The following is a 16,902-nucleotide window of genomic DNA, read 5'->3' as shown; positions in this document are numbered from 1 at the left end:
GAGCCGGGCGACACGGGTTGCGGGTGGCGAAGCCGTCTGCCATGTGGCTGAAAAGGTTGAAATGTCGGGCCTGCTGCATAATTCCTTAATCGGAATCAGGCTAGGGAAGAACTGATGCAGCAATCAAGGTCCGGCTGTGACCTTGGCACGTCCTGGCGGAAGCGCAACGCTGCAGGAGTGCATGACGAAAGCCGCCTCGCCCTCGAGAGAGGTGCCGGCCTTTCGAATAATCCCTCATTCGTGGTGAATTGCTTGCCACACTAACCGGTTTGCCCGCATTGCGGGCCGTTGGCATATCGAGGACCCGGCGTGACGATCTATCTGCCCATCGCAGAGTTGTCGGTGAACATACTCATCATTCTCGGTATGGGCGCGGCCGTCGGCTTTCTTTCCGGCATGTTCGGCGTCGGCGGCGGTTTCCTGATCACGCCGCTCCTGATCTTCTACAATATTCCGCCTGTCGTGGCGGTGGCGACCGGCGCCAACCAGGTGGTTGCCTCATCGATATCCGGCGCGATCACCCATTTCCGGCGCGGCACGATCGATATCAAGCTCGGCACGGTGTTGCTCTGCGGTGGCCTCGTGGGCGCGACGGTCGGCGTCTGGCTGTTTTCGCTGCTGCGCCGCCTCGGCCAGCTCGACCTGGTGATCTCGCTGCTTTACGTCGTGCTGCTCGGTACCGTCGGTGGCCTGATGCTCTGGGAAAGCATCGTCGCCATGCGCAAGGCCGCCAAGAACCAGACGACGACCCTGCGTCGCCCCGGCCAGCACAACTGGGTGCACGGCCTGCCGTTGAAGATGCGTTTCAAGAAGTCGAAGATCTATCTCAGCGTCATTCCGGTTGCCTTCCTCGGCTTCTGCATCGGTATCCTGACCTCGATCATGGGCGTCGGCGGCGGCTTCATCATGGTGCCGGCAATGATCTATCTCCTGCGCATCCCGACCAACGTCGTCGTCGGCACGTCGCTGTTCCAGATCGTCTTCGTCTCGGCCTATACGGTCATCGTCCAGGCGTCGACCAACTATACCGTCGATATCGTGCTCGCCTTCGTCCTGATGATCGCCGGCGTCATCGGCGCGCAATATGGCGTGCGTGTCGGCCAGAAGCTGCGCGGCGAACAATTGCGTGCGCTGCTCGCGCTCCTCGTTCTTGCCGTCGGTATTCGTCTGGCAGTCGAGCTCGTCATCCCGCCGAAGGACATCTATTCGGTCGTATCAGCGGGGTTCGGCTTCTGATGATCCGCGTCGCCCGCACAGCACTCGTTCTTTTCGCCCTTGCGCTGGCGGCGCCGGCCGACGCCGCACTGCAGGATGAAAACGCCGACTTCACCGAAAAGCTGGAGATCGGCATCTCCACCGACGAGATCGCCATCACCTCGGATTTCCGCGGCGCGGATCTCACGATCTTCGGCGCCGTCGATGGTTTCGACCAGGGACTGCTGGCCCAGGGCAGGTACAACATCATCGTGTCCCTCGAAGGCCCCAAGGACAATGCGACGGTGCGCAAGAAGGAGCGCGTCTTCGGCATCTGGGTAAACACGCGGTCGATGACCTTCGAGCTGGTGCCGGAATCCTATTCGCTGTCGAGCACGCGCGACATCGAAACGATCGCGCCGCCCGGCGAGATGGGCAATATGGGCATCGGCGTCGACCACATGCGGCTGGTGCCGCTCGGCTTCGTCGGCGACGGCAGCAATCTCGGCGAGTTCCGCAACGCCTTCCGCCGCATCCGCGAAACGAGTGGCGTCTACGAGCGCGATCCCGGCGGGGTGCAGTTCATCAGTGCGAGCTTGTTCAAGGCGTCGGTGCGCCTGCCGGCGAACGTGCCGAACGGCGTCCACGTGGTGCGCGCCTACCTCTTTCGCGACGGTGTCTTCGTCGCCGCCAAGGCGCTGCCGTTGCGTGTCGTCAAGACTGGCCTGGAACAGTTCATTACCCAGGCAGCGCATCAGCAACCGCTTTTCTATGGCCTCGTCGCCGTGCTGCTCGCAGTCATCACCGGCTGGGGTGCCAGCGTGATCTTCCGCAAGGAATAGTTGGGCCGGGAGCTTACCCTGCGTTTTCTTTTGCCCGGCGTGCGTTTAAAGAAAGGGCAGCAGGATGCTTTAGGGATCAAATACCCGGGCATCTCGAACATGTTGATCTGAACACGCCGCGCCGAACGCGCGCTGAAGTTCGAGAAGGCGATGCTTGCGCCGGTAGCGGCAAGCGACGCGACAAAGACAGAGGAAGCTCGATGAAACCGATTTTTGTCCAGTTGCAGTGTGCTCCCGGCAAGACCTACGAGGTCGCTGACGAGATCTACCGCAAGGAAATCGTTTCGGAAATGTACTCGACCAGCGGCGACTACGACCTGATCATCAAGGTCTACATCGAGGAAGGCCAGGACATCGGCAAGTTCATCAACGACAATATTGCCACGGTGCCGGGTATCTCGCGCTCGTTGACGACGCTGACCTTCAACGCGTTCTGATCACTGGTTCGGCGGCGTGCGGACGGAGCCGCACGCTTTCCCCAAGCGTCAGGCAATCAGATTGGCAAACCGGACCGAATAGATCCGGTCGCGACCGAGCATGTGGGCGACCAGCTTGCTGCGGTCGAAGAGCCCGGTCATGGCCCGGTGTCGCAGGTCTAGCCCGCCGGTCGTGACCCCGAAGGCGGGCATCAGCATGCGGGTGCCATCCGTCGCGAAGCAGGCGCGGCGCACGGCCCTTTCGCGTCTCACCACCGTTGCCGCCGGATGCAGATGCCCGGCGATCTCGCCAACGGCGTCGCCGCGCTTGGGCTCGTGCCGGAAGATAAGGCCCGCATGGCTGAGCTCGTCCATCGAGGCGCCCGGCAGGCCGAAGGCGCCGTCCGGGTCGTGGTTGCCGTTGATCCAGACCCATTCGCGCCCGAGCGCCATCGCCGCGATCATGTGCCGGAAGGCGTCCGGCATCACGGCTGAACCGACACGATCGTGAAAATTGTCGCCGAGGCTGATGACGAGTTTCGGGTTGTGGCGCGCGATCGCCGCCTCCAGCACGCGCAGGGTCGCCAGCGTATCGTAGGGCGGCAGCAGCATGCCGCGGCGGGCGAAGGCCGAACCCTTTTCCAGATGCAGGTCGGAAACGACGAGCGTGCCCGTCTCCGGCAGATAGAGACCGCCGAGCGGATCGCAGATGCCTTCGACTCCATTGATCGTCGTCTGAGCGTGGAGGAGAGGGGCTGTCGTCGGAACTGATAGAATATGAGCGAGGCGGTGCATGGTCACGGTCTCGCACGTTGTTTGACGAGGTAAGCCGCCGGACGCGACAGACCGTCCAGAGAAGGGTAACCCGCCCAGCGCGACAGACTGCTCTTTCTCAAAACGACTTTGCTAGCGTTCCGCATCGTAGCCCATCGCCGCGTGGATCAAGTCGTCGGCGGCCTCCGAAAGCAGGAAGTCCTGCGCTTCGCCCTGGATCATTTCCTTGCCGATCTCCAGCATCACGGGCACCGCCAGCGGCGAGATCCGGTCGAGCCGTCGATGGGTGATATGGCCCTTGATTCGCTTCAGCATATCCGCGAGCCGAGCGATGTCCAAAAGCCCCGTTGCCGCATCATTGCGGGTCGCTTCGAGCAGCAGATGATCCGGCTCGTGCGCGTGCAATACGTCGTAAATGAGGTCGGCCGAGACCGTCACCTGCCGGCCGGTCTTTTCCTTGCCGGGATGCCTTTGGTCGATGAGGCCGGCGATGACGGCGCAGTTGCGGAAGGTGCGTTTCAGCAGAAAGGACTCGTTCAGCCAGGCTTCGAGGTCGTCGCCGAGCATGTCTTCGTCGAACAGCTCGGCAAGCGCGCCGCGCTTGAGCTTGAAGGTGGTGCCGAGGTCGTCGAGCGCCCAGACCGCCAGCGAATAGTCCGTCGCGACGAAGCCGAGCGGTTTCAACCCGGCGCGGTCGAGCCGGCGGGTCAAAAGCATGCCGAGCGTCTGGTGCGCCAACCGCCCCTCGAAGGCATAGATGACCATGTAGTGGCGGCTGCCGCGCGGGAAGGTCTCGATCAGAAGCTCGTCCTCGCGCGGCAGCATCGAGACGTCTTTCTGTAGCGAGAGCCAGTCGCGCACCTGTTCCGGTAGCGCCGCCCTGTGCGCCGGATCGGCGAGCATCCTGCGAACCTGCTGTGCCAGATAGGTCGAGAGCGGAAACTTGCCGCCGGCATAGCTCGGCACCTTCGGATCGAAGGTAAAGGCCTGGCTGACGAGGCATTCGTTCTCGCGGATGCCCTCGAAGCGCAGCACCTTGCCGGAGAACATGAAGGTGTCGCCCTGGGAGAGCATTTCGAGGAAATACTCCTCGACCTTGCCGAGCGGCATGCCGCCGCGGCCGAGCGAGCCGCGCTGGTTGCGCTTGACCATGCGCACGTTCAGCATCGGCGACTCGACGATGGTGCCGACATTCAGGCGGTATTGTTGCGCCACCAGCGGATTGGAAACGCGGTAGAGCCCGTCCTTGGTCTTGCGGATCCGGGCATAGCGTTCATAGGTCTTCAGCGCGTAGCCGCCGGTCGCCACAAAATCGATCACCCGCTCGAAGGTCTCCCAGGCGAGCGTCGTGTAGGGCGAGGCGCTGGTGATCTCGTCGTAAAGCGACAGCGGGTCGAAAGGCGCGGCACAGGCCATGCCGAGCACATGCTGGGCGAGCACGTCGAGCGCGCCCTTGCCGACCGGCGGCGTGTCCTGCGCGCCGATATAGTTGGCGTCGAGCGCCGCCTGGCATTCCATCACCTCGAACCGGTTGGCCGGCACCAGGATCGCCTTCGAGGGTTCGTCCATGCGGTGGTTGGCGCGGCCGATGCGCTGGGCGAGGCGGCTTGCCCCCTTCGGCGCACCGACATGCACGACGAGATCGACGTCGCCCCAGTCGATGCCGAGGTCGAGCGTCGACGTGGCGACGACCGCGCGCAGCCGGTTCTCGGCCATCGCCGCCTCGACCTTGCGGCGCTGGGCGACATCGAGCGAGCCGTGATGCAGCGCGATCGGCAGATTGTCGTCGTTGATCGTCCAGAGTTCCTGGAAGAGCAGCTCCGCCTGGCTGCGGGTGTTGACGAAGAGCAGGGTGGTGCCGTGCTCCTTGATCGCGGCGTAGACATCGGCAATGGCGTAGCGCGCCGAGTGCCCGGCCCACGGCACGTGCTCTTCCGTCTTGAGGATGGAGATCTGCGGCTTGGCGCCGCCTTCGACAAGCACGAGCCCTGCGTGATTGTTCGTGTCCGGCTCCTGTGGCGCCAGCCAGCGCTGCAGGTCCATGGGGTCGGAGACCGTTGCCGAAAGCCCAATCGTCTGCAGCCGCGGCGCCAGCCGGCGAAGCCGCGCTAAGCCCAGGGAGAGGAGATGGCCGCGCTTCGAGGTGACGAGCGAGTGCAACTCGTCGAAGACGACGTAGCGCAGGTCTTTGAAGAAGCGCGTCGCCTCGCCATTGGCAAGCAGCAGCGCCAGCTGTTCCGGCGTCGTCAGCAATATGTCCGGTGGATTGAGCTTTTGCCGCTGCCGCTTGGCGGTGGGCGTGTCGCCGGTGCGGTTTTCGACGCGCACCGGCAATCCCATCTCGCCGACCGGTTTCATCAGGTTTCGCTCGATATCGACGGCAAGCGCCTTCAAAGGCGAGATGTAGAGCGTATGGATGCCGACGAAGGCGGAGCCGGGCGGGATCCTGCCGCGGCGGGTGAGATCGACCAGCGAAGGCAGGAAGCCGGCAAGCGTCTTGCCGGCACCTGTCGGTGCGATCAGCAGCGTGCTCTCTCCTGCCTCGGCCTGCGCCAGGAGCTCGAGCTGGTGGGCGCGCGGCCGCCAGCCCTTCTCGCCGAACCAGCGCAGAAAGGGGGTGGGCAAGGTCAGGGCATCGCCCTGCGGTTCTCTGGAATCGATCCTGTTCACGGAGAACAAAGGTAGATCAAATCTGCCAAAAGAGAAGCCCGGAAGACCTGCCGCCGGGCGGCACCTTGACTCCTGTTCGGAACCGGATCGCCGTCGGCTTCCGCTCCCCGCATCCGGTCGACGCACCGGCGAAAGCCGCTTAGTCCTCGCGACGCTCTTAAAGTGCGATGTAACGATCGGCGCGGTGGTTGATGGCCACAAACAGGTTGAGCACGACCGCGCCGAGCACCGACCACGCGACCACCGTGGGCGTCGTCACCCCAAAGGCGGCGACGAGCACGACCATGTCAATCGCAAGCTGCACGAGGCCGGCGCGAATGCCGAAGCGCTCCTGCAGGTAGATGCCGAGAATGCCGACGCCGCCAAGGCTCGCGCGGTGGCGATAGAGCGCGAGCAGGCCATAACCGAGCAGCAGGCCGCCGAGCAATGCTGCCCAGGCCGGCTGGATCGTGCCGATCTGGAAGAGGCGCGACTGGATGTCGGTCAGGAACGAGGTCACGCCGATGGCGATGAAGGTCTTGACGGTAAAGGCCGGGCCGAGCCGCTTCAGCGACAGATAGAAGAACGGCAGGTTGAGCAGGAAGAAGGCAAGACCGAAATTGATGCCGAACGCATAGTGCAGCAGGAAGGCGACGCCCGCGGTGCTGCCGGTGAGCAGACCGGCGCTTGCGAGGAAATAGAGGCCGAGCGCGGCGATCAGGCTGCCGGTGAAGATGCCCTGTAGGTCCTCGACCGCCGTATGCCGGGTCGGGCTGGTGTTCCAGATACCGAAAACGCTGCTGATCTGAGCCATGGCAAAACCTCGATTGCGATGGCCGCAGCAATGCTGCAACGCACAACAATATTCAAGAAAAATACGTCAGTAATGCTGACTTATTTTTGCGACTCTGCCATGCGTTTTATGCAGGCTTGCGCGCCAGAAACAGGATGCCGAAAACCGGTTCGCCGGCATCCATGCGGATGACGGTACGCTCGATGGCCAGCAGCTTCAGCCCGTGCGCGGTGCAGAGGCCGCGAATATAGGCTTCGCTATGGGCGTAGCGCAGCGAGGGGCGCAACAGAAAATCCACGCCACCGCCCGCATCCTCGACGGAAAAGGCGAAGTAGCCATCGGCGGCCAGTAGTCGGAGGGTAATGTCGAAGACGCTGTCGAGATTGCCGAGATACATGAGGACGTCAGCGGCGCTGACGAGATCGGCGCGGGCGGGGGCGAAGTTGCCGAAGATGCCCGAGGCTTCCGGCGAGAGAGAGAGGTCGGCGCGTGCCAGTCGATCGTAGGTGGATTTCGCCTCGGCCTTGGCGAGCATGTTGATGGAGATGTCGAAACCTTCGAGGAACTGCGCCTGATCCCGGATGCGTTCGCCGAAGAGGCCGGTGCCGCAGCCGAGATCCGTCACATGCTCGAAGATGAGGCCCCCGGTGTGGCTTTGGATCAGCGCCGCGAGCTTTTGCGGCACCGTATAGCCGAGCTTTTCCACCAGTGCCTGGTCGAAGCGATCGGCATAGTCGTCGAACAGGCGCTCGACATAGAGGCTCGGCGGCTGTTCGGGCACCGCGGCGGCGCCGAGCAGCGCCAGCTTCAGGCCGGCGCCGAAGATGTCCTGAGGGCTCAGCGCCAGGGTTTTTCTGAGCGCGTCGATCGCCGCCTCTTTCCGGCCCGATTTTTCCTCATAGTCCGCCAGCCGAAACCAGCCGGCTGCCCAGTCCGGCGCCCGTTCGAGCGCCTGTGCCATGAGTTCGGCAGCACTTCCGGGCTCGCCGCCCTCGGCAAGCATTTTTGCGTAGTCGGCGCGGCGGTCGGCGATCAGGTCGCCGGAGGAGAGCTGGTTGAGCGTCATCAATGTGAGATATCGGTTGCGATCAGCGCTTCTGACGCCGGATGCTGCAAAACACAAGCGGAATCTGGCTGAAACTGAGAGCTTGGGTGCTGTGCAAGGTCTGGCCGACTTGCGGCGCTGCCGATCGCGGCTTATGTGAAGACAAACAGGAGAAGTTCGCGGATGTCGGACGGAATGAACAGATTTTTGGGTGACTCGCCGCTGCGCGTGCTGGTCAAGCTCGTCGTGGTGTCGATCCTCGTCGGCTTCGTCATGACCGTCTTCGGCTGGTATCCGACCGATATCTATTTCGCGGTCCGCAACTTCCTGCTCGACCTCTGGCACACCGGCTTTGCCGCACTTGGCCGGGTGGGCGACTATCTGCTGCTCGGTGCGGCGATCGTCGTTCCCGCCTTCGTGATCCTGCGTGTTCTGAGCTACCGGCGCTGATGATGCACGACCGGTTTCTCTTGATCGAACGCCGCGGCCTGCTGCGTGCAACCGCCATCCTCTCGCTCGGCGCGCTTGCCGGCTGCACGACGTCCCAACTGCTGACGCCCGATGGTGGCACGGGCAGCGACCAGACCGACGCGAGCCTCGGTTATGTCAACAAGCTGCGCAAGGGCAAGGGGCTGACGGAGCTCGTGGCGGACCACGCGGCCTCGGTCGCCGCGATGAGCCAGGCGGCGCGCATGGCGCGGGTCGGCAAGATGCAGCACCTGATCGGCTGGAACGACAGTTTCTACGACCGCATGAAGGGCCAGGGCGTGACGCTTCCGGCAGCCGAAAACATCGCCATGGGCCAGGACGATGCCGAGCGCGCCTATGACGCCTGGTACAAGTCGCCGAAGCATCTGGAAAATATGCTCGGCAACTATCGCGGCCTCGGCGTTGCCGTCGCCCAGAACGCTTCATCCGGCAACCGCCCCTTCTGGGCCATGGTGCTGTCGGCCTGATCCGGCCTTAGCGGACATCTGAACCGCGCTTGGCCCCTCATTCCCCTGCCGGGGCCTTCTCCCCGCAGGCGGGGAGAAGGCAGCTTGCCGCCCCCGCTCGTACCCGCAATTTCCATGCTTGAAGCTGTCCCCGACGGTAGCTCAGGATGTGGCGCCTCAGCTTGTGCGCGTCCCCTCTCCCCGCCTGCGGGGAGAGGGCTAGGGTGAGGGGCTTTGGCAGGCACAGACTTAGATACGCACTCATCGCCGCTGAACAGCGCATGGTCCCTTGCATCCTCCCATGCACTTTCCCTAAAACGGTCGTCACTCACCCATAACGCCCGGACCGTTCGATGACCGCCTCTCCCGCCTCGCCGAACGATCCCGCCGGCGCCTTTCACGTCACCCATCGGCTGATCCTGGCGATTGCGCTGCCGATGACGCTCGGCTTCCTGACGACGCCCTTGCTGGGTCTGGTCGATACGGCTGTTATCGGCCGCATGGGGCAGGCGACGCTGCTCGCAGGGCTCGCGATCGGCGCCATCATATTCGACCTGATCTTTACCACCTTCAATTTCCTGCGCGCCGGCACGACCGGCCTCGTTGCTCAGGCCTATGGCCGTGGTGACAGACGTGAGCAGCAGGCGGTGTTCTGGCGGTCGCTTACGATCGCGCTTGTCTGCGGCGCGGCTAGTATTCTCATTTCACCGCTTCTGCTCTCCGGCGGCCTCTGGCTGATGGGGCCGGAACCGGAAGTGGCGGCCGTCACCAGCACCTATTTTCTCTGTCGCATCATTTCGGCGCCGGCGGCGCTTGCGAACTACGCCATCCTCGGCTTCGTGCTTGGCCGGGGCGAGGGCACCATCGGGCTGATGCTGCAGACGCTGATCAACGGAATCAACATCGTGCTGTCGATCCTGCTCGGTCTCGTGCTCGGCTGGGGCGTGATGGGTGTGGCGCTCGCCACCGTCACCGGCGAGGTGATCGGGGCGCTCGCCGGCTTTGCGATCGTCTATGGCCGCTTCGACCGCAAGGATGCACCGAGCTGGGCGCTGATCTTCGATCGCGAACGATTGAAGCCGCTCTTCGGCCTCAACCGCGACATCATGATCCGCTCCTTCGTGCTGCTCGCTGCCTTCACGCTGATGACGCGCATCGGCACGGCCTTTGGGCCGGTGACGCTTGCGGCAAACGCGGTGTTGATGACGATCTTCCTGGTCGCCGGCTACTATCTCGACGGCCTCGCCAACGCCGCCGAGCAATTGATCGGCCGTTCGATCGGTGCCCGCTACCGCCCAGCCTTCGATCGCGCGCTACGCCTGACGGCCGCCTGGTCGCTGGGGCTCGCCTTGGTCACCACCATCGTCCTCCTGCTTTTCGGCGATCGGCTCATCAATCTGTTGACGACGGCGGCCGATGTCCGCGCGGCCGCTTACGAGTATCTGCCCTGGGCGGCTGTCACTGCGACCACCGGCGCACTCGCCTTCCTGATGGATGGCGTCTTCATCGGCGCCACCTGGTCGCGCGAGATGCGCAACATGATGGTCGCGGCCTTTGTCGGCTACGCGGCGGCGCTGGCAGTGCTCGTGCCCGTCTTCGGCAATCACGGGCTTTGGGCCGGCCTCAACCTCTTCCTGTTGCTGCGCGGCCTGTTCCTGCTTTCGAGAATTTCCTCGAAGGCGCGTCAGACCTTCCGGCCGGCCCAGTAGTCGAGGCGGCTGTCTCTGATATCGCGGATCGAGCTGAGCCGCTCACGGTCGCAGAGATCGGAAAGGCCACGCACGATGCGGCCGGGGAGCGCAGGGCCTTCATAGACCATGCAGGAATAGAGCTGGACCAGATCGGCGCCGGCGCGGATTTTTTCTGCCGCGGTCTCGGCCGAACTGACACCGCCGACACCGATGATCGGCAGATTTGGTCCGACGCGCTTGCGCATGCGGGCAAGTACCGCCGTCGATTTCTCGAAGAGCGGCTTGCCGGAGAGGCCGCCAGCTTCCTTCGCCTGGTTTTGGTCCTTCAAGCCTTCGCGCGAAAGCGTCGTATTGGAGACGATCAGGCCGTCGAGATTGTGGGCGAGAACTTCGGCTGCGATGTCGTCCATGCCCTCTTCCGTCAGATCGGGCGCGATCTTTAGGAACACCGGAACGTACCGGTTGCTACGGCGGGCTTCCTCGTCGCGCGCGGCGAGCACGGCGGACAGCAGGGCGGCGAGGCTCTCGCGCGCCTGCAGGTCGCGCAGGCCCGGCGTGTTCGGCGAGGAGATGTTGGCGGTGAAATAACGGGCGACCGAATAGAAGGCGTGAATGCCGTTCACATAGTCGGCAACGCGGTCGGCACTGTCCTTGTTGGCGCCGATATTGACGCCGATCAGAGCAGCGCGCGAGCAGGCCTTGAGCCGCGCCAGCGCCGCGCCATGGCCCTCGTTGTTGAAGCCGAGGCGGTTGATCACGGCCTCGTCCTCGACCAGCCGGAAAATGCGCGGCTTGTCGTTGCCGGACTGCGGCTTCGGCGTGACGGTGCCGATTTCGGTGAAACCAAAACCGATCTTCAGGAGCGCTTCCGGCACCTCGGCGTTCTTGTCGTAGCCGGCGGCCATGCCGATCGGGTTTGGGAACTCGATGCCGGCGACCGTCTGGGAAAGCCGCTTATCGACCTTGGAAGGACAGCTGGGCACGAGCCCGGTCTTCAGCGCCTTGATCGACAGGCCGTGCGCGGCCTCGGGATCGAACAGGAAGAGGCCGCGGCGGGCGAGATTGGTAAGCGGATTCATGCGTCAAGTTCCGGGAAGATATGCGAACCATCGGCGCCAAGCGGCAGGGGTTTTTCCCAGACCACGGCCGAGAGGAAGAGAGGGGCATAGAGATGCGGGAAGAGGGCGCCGCCGCGCGAGGGTTCGTAGACCAGTTCCTCGCCGAGCGCGTCGCCGTCGACGGCGACCAAAAGCAGGCCTTCCTGTCCCTCGAAATGCCGCGCTGCCGTTTCCACGGCCTGTTCGGCGGTGGAGAAATGGATGAAGCCGTCAGCGAGGTCGACGGGTGCGCCGTCGAAGCGTCCGCTGCGCTTGGCTTCCTGCCACAGCGAGGCCGGAACGATCTTGTAGATGATGGAACCCATTGTGCCCGTCTGTCCCCGTAATCTTCTGTCGTGGCCTTGCCGCAAATATCGGCGATTGTCCATCGCAGAAGGACGTCGATTCGCGCATAATCGGTGGTGAAGATCGATTTCGCTCTTCCCGTTCATGTGCCGGACGTCATCTGGCAAGGACCGCAACGGAGAGGACGTCATGAGAAAAGCTACTGTCGCACTTCTGATCGGAGCCGGCCTGGCATCCGCCGGCATCGCCTCGGCGCAGGATCCGGCGCCTGGCCGCTACAGCATGCAGAAATCCGAGACCGGGATTGCCCGGCTCGACACGCAAACCGGCGAAGTGTCGCTCTGCCAGGAAAGGAGCGGCGAGCTCGTCTGCCGCATGGCAGCCGACGAACGCTCCGCGCTCGAGCTCGAGATCGAGCTTTTGACCAAACGGGTGGAGACCTTGGAAAAGGCCGTTAAATCCGGTGAAAGCGTCGCGAAACCGGACCTTCCGACCGACGAAGAGATTGACCGGACAATGGGCATCATGGAAAGAATGATGCGTAAGTTCATGGATATCGTGAAGGATCTCGAAGGCAGCGACCCCGCGACGGAGCCGCAGAAGACCTGAGACGCCGGAACGGCCATGCGGGATGCGGATCGGCGCGTGGAGGCGCGCAGGTCGCAGGCCGGGCTCTTGGGAGGGAGCGACATGACGCCGGACATGACCATCATCATCGCGGACGATCATCCGCTGTTTCGTGGCGCCATGCGCCAGGCCTTGAGCGGCATGGACGGCGCGCCCGCCATCGTCGAGGCTGCTGATTTCGCCGCGGCGCGCAAGGCCGCCGCCGATTATCCGGATGCCGATCTCCTGCTGCTGGACCTGACCATGCCTGGCGTCAGCGGCCTTTCCGGCCTGATTGCGCTTCGCGCCGAGTTTCCGAGCCTGCCGGTCATGGTGGTCTCCGCCCACGACGATCCGGCGACGATCCACCGTGCGCTCGATCTCGGCGCGTCCGGCTTCCTGTCGAAGTCGGCCGGTATCGAGGAGATCCGCGAGGGTATCGAGAAGGTCATGGCTGGTGAGGTCTTCGTGCCGGCGGGTTATGACCAGGCGCAGGAATACGAACCGGAAGTCGCCGACCTGCTCCAGCGGCTACAGACGCTGACGCCGCAGCAGTCACGCGTCCTCAGCATGCTGGGCGAAGGCCTGCTCAACAAGCAGATTGCCTATGAACTCGGCGTCTCCGAGGCGACCATCAAAGCCCATGTCTCGGCGATCCTGTTGAAGCTCAATGTCGACAGCCGCACCCAGGCGGTCATCCAGCTTTCGAAGATCGGCACCGTCGCCGCCGCCTGAGGCGATCGAGCGTAGTGGCGATCTTCTCCTACTGCGTGCCGTCTCGGCGCAGCGCCGCAACGCCGGAGCCGCTCATTCCGCAGCCGTTCGCGCCGCCGTCGAAAGCTGTGTCAGCCACGCCCGCATCGCCGCCGGCCGCACTGGCTTGTTCTGGATCGAAACGCCGTCGCGCTCGGCCGCGGCGCGCACTTCCGGCGAACGGTCGGCCGTCACCAGCAAGGCGGGGATCGCCTCGCCCGCGGATAGCCGGATCTTCGCAATCGCTTCGATGCCCGTGCCGTCGTCGAGATGATAGTCGGCGATGATCGCGTGCGGTTTCTCGGCCGGCTCTCCCGTCATCTCGGCGCAAGCGGCAACCGATTCCGCCGTGCTGACGACGCAGCCCCAGCCCGAAAGCAGCACTTTCATGCCCTCGAGGATGCGCGGTTCGTTGTCGATGCAGAGCACGCGCAAGCCGTTGAGCGCCTCGCTCGCCTTGTTGGGGACAACTGGGCGGACCGCGACCGGTTCACCGGCGCTTGCGTCCAGCGGCAGCGTCACCTTGAACCCGGTGCCTTTGCCCGGTGTCGATTGCAGGCTGACCGGATGGTTGAGCACGCGCGAGATGCGATCGACGATCGATAGGCCGAGGCCGAGCCCGGAAGCGGTGCGCGCGCCCTCGTCGAGCCGTGCGAATTCCTTGAAGACCGTCCGGAACTTCGACGATGGAATGCCGATGCCGGAATCGAGCACCTCGATCGTCGCCATCGCCCCATGCCTGCGCACGCCGACCAGCACCTTGCCGGTGAGCGTATATTTGATCGCGTTGGAAACGAGGTTCTGCACCACGCGGCGCAAAAGGTTCGGATCGCTACGCACGACCAGCGAGGTCGGCATGATCACCAGTTCGAGATCCTTGGCGCGCGCCATCGGCGCGAAGTCGGTCTCGATGCGACGGAGCAGGTCATTGAGCGGGACGGATTGCAGCCGCGGCTTCATTGCGCCGGTGTCGAGGCGCGAAATATCGAGCACGGCGCCAAGAATGGCCTCGACCGATTCCAGCGAGGAATCGATGTTCTCAACGAGCGTGCTGTTGTCGGAATCGCCAAGCCGCTCGACCAGCGAGGACGAATAGAGACGGGCGGCATTGAGCGGCTGCAGGATATCGTGGCCGGCGGCAGCGAAGAACCGCGTCTTGCCAATATTGGCCTCTTCCGCGGCCGCCCGTGCTTCGGCGAGTTCCCGGTTCACGCGGGTGAGTTCGCCGGTGCGTTCCTCGACGCGCAGTTCCAGCGTCTCGTTTGCCTGTTTCAGCGCCATGTCGGCGGCAACGCGCTGGGTGATGTCGGTATAGGTGGTGACAATGCCTTTGTCGGGCATGGCATTCGTGCGCACTTCGATGATGCGCTCGCCATTGCCAAGTTCGAGCAGGAAGGGCTTGTCGAGCGTCAGGAAGTTGGCGATCAATCCCTTTTCCTGGTCCTTGCGGATATCGCCACGCTTGGTGAGGATCGAAACGATATCGGCAAGCGGGAAACCCACCTGGCCGGCCGCCTCGGGCAGGTCGAGAAGCTGGCGGAAGCGCCGGTTCCAGATGATCAGGTTGTTGGCGTTGTCGAAGACGGCAATGCCCTGGTCCATCTGCGCAAGCGCGGTGTTCAGCATATCCTGATTGTATTGCAGCGCCTCGCTCGCCTGGTCGAGCAGCCAGGCCGTGTCCGACGACGTGTCGTCGCCGCGCTGCAGGACGAGCGAAAGCACGAGCCGGGCTGACGAGGAGCCGATGGCGCTGCCGAGCAGCTGCTCGGAAAAATGCACGACGGCCATGTCCGCCGGCGCATTGTCGTCCAGCCAGCGGCCGGACTGGCGCTCATAGGTGTGGAACGAGCGCTGCATGCGCTCGGTTCCCATGTAGCGGCCGATCGTCGCCTTGAGGTCGCGCACGGTGACCTTGGTCTTGCGGCCGCGGAAGGTGCCTTCCGTGCGCGACCGCCGGGTGATGAAGACACCGGCCTGGAAACGTTCGATCGGTTTCGGCGTACGCGTCAGGGAGGCGAGCACATAGGTGGTGCAGTTGACGAGCAGGCTCAGCGTCGTGGCATTGACCAGCGGGTCGGCATTGGGACCCGAGAAGAGATCGGTGAACGGCAGCAGGAAGCTCAGCACCGTCGTCGCGACATGGGAGTTATCGGGTCCACCGAGGCTCGGCAGGAACAGGAGATAGGCCCAGACCAAGAAACCTGAGACCATGCCGGTGATGGCGCCACGCGCATTGGCCTGCCGCCAGACGAGGCCGCCGAGCAGGGCCGGCGCCATTTGCGAGATGGCGACGAAGGACAGAAGGCCAAGCGAGGCGAGCCCGGCGCTGATATCGGCGGCGCGGTAGTAGCCATAACCGAGCAGCAGCACGACGAAGATTGCCGAGCGGCGGATGTTGAGCAGCGTCCCGGCGAGATTTTCCTGCAGGCCGCCGCGCTGGCTGAGATTGCGACGCAGGAATACTGGCATGACGATGTCGTTGGAGATCATGATCGAAAGCGCCACGGAGGCGACGATCACCATTGCAGTTGCCGCTGAAAAGCCGCCGATGAAGGTGATGAGGGTCAGCACCGGCAGGTCGTTGGCGAGCGGTAGGGTCAGCAGATAGAGATCGGCATTGCCGGAACCGGAGAAAGTGAGGATGCCGGCAATGGCGATCGGCAGCACGAAGAGATTGATACCGATCAGATAGAGCGGAAAGAGAATGCCGGCGGTGCGCAGTTCCCCTTCGGTGCGGTTCTCGACGACGGTCACATGGAACTGCCGCGGCAGCATGATCACCGCGAAGGCGGAGGTGACGATCAGCAGGATCCACCGCGCCGTCGGAGTTTCATAGGAGAGCGCCGATTGCACTGCCGGGCTCTGCGCGGCCAGCGACCAGAGATTGGCCGGGCCGTTGAAGATCACGAAGACGATGTAGAAACCGGCGGTGACGAGCGCCACGAGCTTGACGAGCGATTCCATCGCGATCGCCAGGATGAGCCCATCCTGATGTTCCGTCGCGTCGGTATGGCGGGTGCCGAAGACGATGGCGAAGCAGGCGAGGAACAGGGTGACGAGCAGCGGCAGGTCGATGAAACTCTGCCCAGCGCCGATGCCGTAATCGCTGGTGTTGATCATCGCCGCGACGGAGCTCGAAATCGCCTTGAGCTGCAATGCGATATAGGGGATGGCACCGACCAGCGAGATCAGTGCGACGATCGCCGCCACGGCCGGGTTCTTACCGTAGCGCGCGGCGATGAAGTCGGCGACGGAGGTCAGCTTCTCGGTCTTGGCAAGGCGGATGATCTTGCGGATCAGCGGCATGCCCAGCGTGAACATCAGGATCGGGCCGATATAGATGCCGGTGAATTCGAGCCCGCGCTCGGCCGCGAGCCCGATACCGCCGAAATAGGTCCAGGACGTGCAATAGATCGCAAGGCTGAGCGCATAGACGAGCGGTCTGCCTTTCAGCGCAGCGCTTTTCCTCCTGGCCCGCCGGTCGCCATAGCTCGCGACTGCAAATAGCAGCAGCAGATAGGCGAAGGCCGAGGCAAAGATGACCGAACCCGAAAGCATGCCTCACTCCTCCGACGCGAAGCATAGGACAAGTCCGCCAGGTTGAGAATTGCCCGGCATATGAGTCTTAAGTCCAAGGTGCCGCAAGAGAAAATGGTCTGCCGGATGCGGAAGAGAGTTTGATCCTTCTTTTGGCAGGCACGACTTGACCGAAGGCAAAGAAAGGTTTTCTCGCTGCCCGCTTTGGTTTAGTTTCCGTAAACGGTTGCAGCGCGGGACAGCGCCGGCGGTCGTTTTCAACGG

Annotated in this window: 15 protein-coding genes; 8 read left to right on the top strand and 7 right to left on the bottom strand. The window is 63.6% G+C overall.

Annotation, left to right across the window (positions count from 1 at the left end; translation table 11 throughout):
- Positions 1–309 precede the first annotated feature (309 nt).
- The 3 genes from V7S54_RS03140 to V7S54_RS03130 all read left to right on the top strand — a co-directional run bounded on the left by V7S54_RS03140 (position 310) and on the right by V7S54_RS03130 (position 2,473).
- Positions 310–1,236, top strand: coding sequence for a sulfite exporter TauE/SafE family protein (locus V7S54_RS03140; protein ID WP_065372329.1), 927 nt, complete (start codon positions 310–312; stop codon positions 1,234–1,236).
- Positions 1,236–2,036: a TIGR02186 family protein gene (locus V7S54_RS03135; RefSeq protein WP_065372330.1), complete on the top strand. Its 801-nt coding sequence runs from the start codon at positions 1,236–1,238 to the stop codon at positions 2,034–2,036. The genes V7S54_RS03140 and V7S54_RS03135 overlap by 1 nt, the downstream gene beginning before the upstream one ends.
- Positions 2,037–2,236: 200 nt before the next feature.
- Positions 2,237–2,473 carry an Lrp/AsnC ligand binding domain-containing protein gene (locus V7S54_RS03130; RefSeq protein WP_034797129.1) on the top strand — a complete coding sequence of 79 codons (237 nt, stop codon included), beginning with the start codon at positions 2,237–2,239 and terminating at the stop codon, positions 2,471–2,473.
- Positions 2,474–2,521: 48 nt separating this feature from the next.
- Here V7S54_RS03130 and pdeM read toward each other — a convergent pair whose 3' ends face one another.
- The 4 genes from pdeM to V7S54_RS03110 form a co-directional block, all read right to left on the bottom strand.
- Complete coding sequence (gene pdeM, locus V7S54_RS03125; RefSeq protein ID WP_065372331.1) at positions 2,522–3,247, bottom strand: ligase-associated DNA damage response endonuclease PdeM; 726 nt, start codon at positions 3,245–3,247, stop codon at positions 2,522–2,524.
- Between the two features lie 111 nt (positions 3,248–3,358).
- Positions 3,359–5,905: a ligase-associated DNA damage response DEXH box helicase gene (locus tag V7S54_RS03120; protein ID WP_065372332.1), complete on the bottom strand. Its 2,547-nt coding sequence runs from the start codon at positions 5,903–5,905 to the stop codon at positions 3,359–3,361.
- A 148-nt stretch (positions 5,906–6,053) separates the two neighbouring features.
- Positions 6,054–6,689, bottom strand: a complete 636-nt coding sequence (locus V7S54_RS03115; RefSeq protein WP_065372333.1) for a YitT family protein — start codon at positions 6,687–6,689, stop codon at positions 6,054–6,056.
- A 106-nt stretch (positions 6,690–6,795) separates the two neighbouring features.
- Positions 6,796–7,734, bottom strand: a complete 939-nt coding sequence (locus V7S54_RS03110) for a methyltransferase (RefSeq protein WP_065372334.1) — start codon at positions 7,732–7,734, stop codon at positions 6,796–6,798.
- 162 nt (positions 7,735–7,896) lie between these two features.
- Between V7S54_RS03110 and V7S54_RS03105 the strand changes: the two genes are divergently transcribed.
- The 3 genes from V7S54_RS03105 to V7S54_RS03095 all read left to right on the top strand — a co-directional run bounded on the left by V7S54_RS03105 (position 7,897) and on the right by V7S54_RS03095 (position 10,357).
- Positions 7,897–8,163 (top strand): DUF6460 domain-containing protein, encoded by a 267-nt coding sequence (locus V7S54_RS03105; RefSeq protein WP_065372335.1) that lies wholly within the window; start codon positions 7,897–7,899, stop codon positions 8,161–8,163.
- Between the two features lie 2 nt (positions 8,164–8,165).
- Entirely contained in the window at positions 8,166–8,669 is a 504-nt protein-coding gene (locus V7S54_RS03100) for a CAP domain-containing protein (RefSeq protein WP_065372457.1), read from the top strand.
- A gap of 332 nt (positions 8,670–9,001) precedes the next feature.
- A complete protein-coding gene (locus V7S54_RS03095; RefSeq protein ID WP_065372336.1) occupies positions 9,002–10,357 on the top strand; it encodes an MATE family efflux transporter in 1,356 nt (451 codons plus the stop codon).
- On the opposite strand, the gene V7S54_RS03090 is transcribed toward V7S54_RS03095, so the two are convergent.
- Positions 10,333–11,418 (bottom strand): quinone-dependent dihydroorotate dehydrogenase, encoded by a 1,086-nt coding sequence (locus V7S54_RS03090; protein ID WP_065372337.1) that lies wholly within the window; start codon positions 11,416–11,418, stop codon positions 10,333–10,335. The two genes, V7S54_RS03095 and V7S54_RS03090, sit on opposite strands and share 25 nt — an antisense overlap.
- Positions 11,415–11,762 (bottom strand): DUF952 domain-containing protein, encoded by a 348-nt coding sequence (locus V7S54_RS03085; protein WP_065372338.1) that lies wholly within the window; start codon positions 11,760–11,762, stop codon positions 11,415–11,417. The genes V7S54_RS03090 and V7S54_RS03085 overlap by 4 nt, the downstream gene beginning before the upstream one ends.
- A gap of 169 nt (positions 11,763–11,931) precedes the next feature.
- Here V7S54_RS03085 and V7S54_RS03080 point away from each other — a divergent pair, with 169 nt between their 5' ends.
- Positions 11,932–12,351 (top strand): hypothetical protein, encoded by a 420-nt coding sequence (locus V7S54_RS03080; protein ID WP_065372339.1) that lies wholly within the window; start codon positions 11,932–11,934, stop codon positions 12,349–12,351.
- Positions 12,352–12,432: 81 nt separating this feature from the next.
- Entirely contained in the window at positions 12,433–13,083 is a 651-nt protein-coding gene (locus V7S54_RS03075; protein ID WP_058329037.1) for a response regulator transcription factor, read from the top strand.
- Between the two features lie 72 nt (positions 13,084–13,155).
- Here the strand turns inward: V7S54_RS03075 and V7S54_RS03070 are convergent, their stop codons facing one another.
- Positions 13,156–16,659, bottom strand: coding sequence for a PAS domain-containing hybrid sensor histidine kinase/response regulator (locus V7S54_RS03070; protein ID WP_065372340.1), 3,504 nt, complete (start codon positions 16,657–16,659; stop codon positions 13,156–13,158).
- Positions 16,660–16,902: the final 243 nt, after the last annotated feature.

The organism is Ensifer sp. CCNWLY38 (genome assembly GCF_037120565.1).
Lineage (GTDB): Bacteria > Pseudomonadota > Alphaproteobacteria > Rhizobiales > Rhizobiaceae > Ensifer > Ensifer adhaerens_H.
The sequence above is the reverse complement of the archived record's forward strand: the minus strand, read 5'-3'. Positions and strand labels throughout refer to the sequence as shown.